This window comes from Alteraurantiacibacter buctensis, from assembly GCF_009827655.1.
GTDB classification, from domain to species: domain Bacteria; phylum Pseudomonadota; class Alphaproteobacteria; order Sphingomonadales; family Sphingomonadaceae; genus Alteraurantiacibacter; species Alteraurantiacibacter buctensis.
Map to the genome: position 1 here is coordinate 1 of NZ_WTYV01000017.1, position 4,961 is coordinate 4,961.

Consider the following 4,961-nt stretch of genomic DNA (forward strand, 5'->3'; position numbering starts at 1 on the left):
ACGCCAGAGGACGGCGACACCAACGAGGACGAAGGCCACGACGAACACAGCCTTATGCCAGCCGAGGGCTTCCTAGCCTACTAGGCCCAGCCTACCCACATCGAGAGGCCCGCTTGCAGATCGCTGTGAGCGGGCCTTTCTGTGTCCGCTTCTCAATTCTTGCGGCCAAAAGCTGCCTGTCGGCTAACGACCCCGAAACCGCCTTCAGCGGAACACGTCTTGAACCCAATCCGTCAGGGCATCGAGCGCGACTGCCGAGGGTGCCGCCCCGAGGGTCTCGTATTCGTCGATCTGTCCGGTGACCGCCACCTGAAAAAGGTGATTGTGTGCGGGCAGCACGATGGCACTGGCGCGTGGATTTGCAGCGGTGGCCTGCCGGAACGTTGATAAGTTGGCATCAGCCGAAACCTGGCAATCGCGCTCGCCGAACATCGCCAACACCGGGCACGTCAAGCTTCGCAAATAATCTGCAGGAGACTGTTGAAGCAGCGAGCGAAAATCGGGAGCAAGGAGGGTGTCGGCCATTGCTTCGGCCGCCGCATCCCGGTCGGCATCGGTCAGGGAATCACCGACATCGGGCCATGCCGCAAGATGGCTGCAAATGAGCTCGACCAGTTCCTGACGTGGCGGGTTTCCGGGACGTGCGGCAAGGGCAAAGGCCGCCGTGTTCATCGCTCGTTCGTGTGCGATCTGACGATCGCTTGCACCGGCGGCCTGCGACTCCGCCTCAGCGATAAAGTGGAGGGTTGCCGCAATCGGCTGAGCAGGCCCGGCCAGCATGGCGAGCGGGGTTGGCTTCTCGGCTGCAGCAGCCGCCCCGACCAGTCCGCCTTCACTATGCCCTATGAACAGCAGACGGGCCTCGGCCATCCCGCGCTCGTCAACCAACCAGCGACGGGCGGCGAGCGCGTCTTCCACCTTGCTGGCAAAATCAACGCTGTCCGTCGAGCCGCCCGACCGGCCTATGCCGCGACCGTCAAACCGAAGCGAGCCGATCCCTGCAGCGGCCAGATGTTCCGCGATAACAGCGAAGGGCTTGTGTATCCCGATGGTTTCATCCCGGTCATGATGACCAGAGCCGGGCAACAGGATGGCCGTTGCTCGTGGTTCGCCGTGCGCGGGCAAGCACAGGGTTCCTGCAAGCTGCACGGCACCGGCGCGCACCCGGACCTCAATTGGGATCATGGACGAAACGATCTGCCAGAGCCATTTTTCAGGACGATGATAATGCTCGACAACGGCCCCTGACAAGAGCGAGGAGACCGGAAGCTGGATAGTGGGATTTCCCAGAGCAGACATTCGCCTCCCCACCCCCGTTCTCGCCATCCACGCGGGCGGCGGTGGACCCTAAAAGCGGACGGTCAGCTAACGACCCCATTGCGGACTTTTGATGTCTGGGATCGTCATTGGCGGCCTACTTAAAGATTCTTTGGCAATTATATACTTGAGTGAGCAGATGAGATGTGCGAATCCGCCCAGCGACAGGCCGATACTATTGAGATCACGCCCGCGATGATCGAGGCTGGATTAGATTTCTTCGTGGAGTGGGATTCAGATTATTTTGAAGGGAATCACAGCCCTAGCTATCTCATGGGAGAAATCTTCCGCAGGATGCTTAGTGCGGTTTCTTCCGGCTCAAATTCAACATCTGATGTTTTGACGATTTCGGAGGCGTAAAGGACGTTCGCCTCGGCTGCTCGCAACCCAGCTTTAAAGATGAGTTGCCCCAGTTCGGCTAGATCGGCATCAAGCAGCGGTCTTGGCTCCCGCCCGCCTTTACCGCGATGCATCTCAACTTTAGCGGTGTCGAAAGCGTAGGGCTTAAAATGGACGGCATGGACAGCCTCATTCCTGCGCTCCAAAAGTCCGTCCCGGATTTCTTTCAGAACCTCTTTTTGAGCCTGTTTGAACTCATATGGAGCCTTCGTTTTGTGAGCGAGGGTAAAGGCCATCGAAGCCCGCTGCTTGCAGTCGAGGCTAGCGGTTACAATCTTTCCCAAATCATCGTGGATGCGGAGCATCAGCCAGATCGAGAGGGCTAGTTCGTATTCCAGGTTAGACCACTGGATGCAGATATTGCCGATTTGCACTGAGCGGTTTAGTTGTTGATCCATGAAAAATTCCGATCCTGACACCTACCCCGAGGCGGAGACAGATGCCCGCAGGGAGGCCGCACTCAAGCGGATGCTCGCCACTCCCCACAAGCCGCACAAGGCTAGCGGGAAGCGACGGCAGGAGTCGAGTCAGTCGAAGTAGCGCTCGCGCTTCCCGCCCTTCAAGCGGGGTAGCTTCGCCAGTTTAGGCGGCGAGCTTGTCAATCCGCCGATAGGTAAGGCGGCGACCCTCACCACCCTTGAGGATGGCAGCAGCGCGTTCGGCATCGCTCATATCGCGGGTGTTATAGCGCAGATCGAACTCGGCACAGTAGCGGCCAAGGTGGGCCTCGCTCATGTGGTGGTAGGTGCCGATCACGCCGCGCTTGAAGATCGAAAAGAAGTTCTCGGCGGTGTTGGAGTGCTTGAAACCACCATAGGTCACGAACTCCTTGGCGCTGTGGTTGACAGCGTAGTGGTTGGTGAACTCCTTGCCCATGCGGGTGTAGATCGGGCTTTCATCGGTCATCAGGACCGAAGCGCGGTCAATGTGAGTAACGACAAGGGCGCGAACGTCCTTGGCATTGACGTTGGCGACATGGAACGAACGGGCGTGACCGTCACGCTGCACAAGGGCCACAACGGCCTTCTTCTTGGCAGGCTTGCGGGTGGCGCGGTTCTTGGCCTTGCCGCCGACATAGGTTTCATCGACCTCAACGACCTCGTTATGACCACCCATCGGACCCTGCGGGCCAGCGCCTTCCATGGCCTCGCGGATACGGTGGCAGAGGAACCAAGCGGTCTTGTAGGTAACGCCAAGCATACGGGCCATCTGCGAAGCGCTCATGCCCTTCTTTGAAGCGGCCATGATGTGAGTTGCCAGCAGCCACTTGTGCAGGGGAACGTGGCTGCGCTCCATCACCGTGCCAGTGCGCACGGTGAACTTGTCGCGGCAGTCATTGCAGAGGAACATACCAGCCTGGGTCTTGCCAGCCATCTTGCGGACGGCAAGCGAACCACAGTGCGGACAGGACGGTTCGCCGTTCCAACGTTGCGCCTCAATGTGCGCGGTGGCCTTGGCTTCGTCGTGAAAGATGGGGTCGGTGAGGTTCATGGGGATTATATGCCCCAAACCGCGTGCTAAGTAAAGTATATAATTGCCGATTCTTTAGGGGCAAAGCGTTTAATTGAATGCTCCATTAAGTGGAGATGTCGCTGCCATGCATTCTCGACGCCATGAACGTCTCGTAGTCGAATACGAAGTGAGATGCTTCTTGCAGGACAGCGAGGCGCGACTTGTCATCTATGACATTTGCGTGGACGGGTGCTGCATCGACACTGAGGGCTTTCGCGTCGCGATGGACGAAGTGATCCATTTCAGGTTCTTTGACGACCTTGCTGTCGAAGGCAGTGTGGTCTGGAAAAATGATCGCTTTGCTGGTGTCCATTTCTCTCAAGAATTGCACCCAGCCTTGGTTCTTCACCTAGGCTTCAAGCCTATCGCAGCAAGTCTGGGCGAGTTCCTGCCTAGAGATCGATTTGGGAGAGAACTGCCCCCCATCGGCTGGATGACAATTCCACGTTAGTTTTGACTGAGGAGGAAACACAATGTCTATTGATAGCCGCCGTTCCGGCAAGGATAGAAGGATTTCCAGCCGTCGGAGCGTGGACAGCAAGCTATTTGATGGCCCCGAAAGGCGCGTGGTCGAAAGGCGTTCCGACAGCGATCGCAGGCGATCCGAAAGAAGCGATCCTGCTTGACGAGGGCGTCGCCGCCTCAAGCCCTCTGATGTCCAGTTCGCGTTGCTCTTTCGCGGTGGACCGGAAACCGCCCTGGCAGCCTGTCAGCGCATTTGCCGTTGCGTTCAGGAGACCCAGATATTTGCGACCGACCGGCGCCTTTTGAGCGTGACGATCAACTGCGCAATTGCCGCTTTGCCGCCACAAGGTGACCGTCGCGCCCTGTTCGAAGCCGGTGACCTTGCGCTTTATGAAGTAAAGCATTGCGGTTGAAATGGGGCCCGCCTGGCGGCCTGAGTTCCACCAAATCTGTGTTTGTGGCTCAGCACGAAAGGCTAAGTCTGCTTGCTGCTCTGTTCCACGACAGCTTTCCACCCCCATTTCGGACATAGCGGCTGGTCCGTGGAACGCCCGTTAGCTGACTTAGGCTGGGCCCGCTTGCTACCACAGCAGGCGGGCCTTTCGTCAGTCGGGTGGATACAGATCGGCCCAATCTTCCTCTTGCGTGGTGAGGTCGATGCGAGGCGGCACGAAGAACGACGCCTCAATCTGCCCGTGATTATCCCGGCCAATGAAACCTTTGCCATGTATCCGGCACGGGCGACCATCATCAAGCCAACCGGCAACCGATACGGTGGCCTCAACCTGCTTGGTTTCCGAGGGCTCAGGGCCGTTGGCGACGTAGATATTCAGTTCGTAGCCCCACATCTCTTGCGTGTTGCCATCGTTGTCCTCTGCGTAAAGGCAGGGGCGGCGACCCTCTACAATTCTCAGCGACAGGCCTTGCTCACAGTATGCAGGACCGCGCTCACTGGTGGCGGCAACCCGCGCGTCCCTAAGTCCCCATTCGCAGGCGATTGCAGGGCCACCTTTCCAAGCAAAAAGGTCCGGGTTCACGCTGTGTGCTCCATATCCAGCCTTACGGCTTGATATACCCAGCCCGCAACTTGCACCAGCGCACCCTGTGTCCCTCTGCAATTTCCGCCCGTTATTATATTCGCGCGTGCGGGCGATGCCGCCACCAACCCGAGCCTATTTGAGCCTATTTAATTAACGCGCGCCCGCGCGGAATGCGCAAAACGGCCTGTTTGCTGGCCCTATACCTTATCGCGCGCGCCCGTGCGTATT

General features: G+C 58.4%; 6 protein-coding genes. 1 reads left to right on the forward strand and 5 read right to left on the reverse strand.

Going from position 1 to position 4,961, the window contains the following annotated elements:
* Positions 1-204: 204 nt before the first annotated feature.
* The 3 genes from GRI99_RS18310 to GRI99_RS18320 form a co-directional block, all read right to left on the reverse strand.
* Entirely contained in the window at positions 205-1,299 is a 1,095-nt protein-coding gene (locus GRI99_RS18310) for an alpha/beta hydrolase family protein (protein WP_160773510.1), read from the reverse strand.
* Positions 1,300-1,583: 284 nt separating this feature from the next.
* Positions 1,584-2,114: a hypothetical protein gene (locus tag GRI99_RS18315; RefSeq protein ID WP_160773511.1), complete on the reverse strand. Its 531-nt coding sequence runs from the start codon at positions 2,112-2,114 to the stop codon at positions 1,584-1,586.
* Between the two features lie 184 nt (positions 2,115-2,298).
* Positions 2,299-3,207: an IS1595 family transposase gene (locus GRI99_RS18320; RefSeq protein ID WP_160773512.1), complete on the reverse strand. Its 909-nt coding sequence runs from the start codon at positions 3,205-3,207 to the stop codon at positions 2,299-2,301.
* Positions 3,208-3,313: 106 nt separating this feature from the next.
* Between GRI99_RS18320 and GRI99_RS19030 the strand changes: the two genes are divergently transcribed.
* Positions 3,314-3,679 (forward strand): PilZ domain-containing protein, encoded by a 366-nt coding sequence (locus GRI99_RS19030; RefSeq protein WP_160773513.1) that lies wholly within the window; start codon positions 3,314-3,316, stop codon positions 3,677-3,679.
* A 91-nt stretch (positions 3,680-3,770) separates the two neighbouring features.
* Here GRI99_RS19030 and GRI99_RS18330 read toward each other — a convergent pair whose 3' ends face one another.
* Positions 3,771-4,223, reverse strand: coding sequence for a hypothetical protein (locus GRI99_RS18330; protein ID WP_160773514.1), 453 nt, complete (start codon positions 4,221-4,223; stop codon positions 3,771-3,773).
* Between the two features lie 75 nt (positions 4,224-4,298).
* Positions 4,299-4,730 carry a hypothetical protein gene (locus tag GRI99_RS18335; protein ID WP_160773515.1) on the reverse strand — a complete coding sequence of 144 codons (432 nt, stop codon included), beginning with the start codon at positions 4,728-4,730 and terminating at the stop codon, positions 4,299-4,301.
* Between the last annotated feature and the right edge of the window lie 231 nt (positions 4,731-4,961).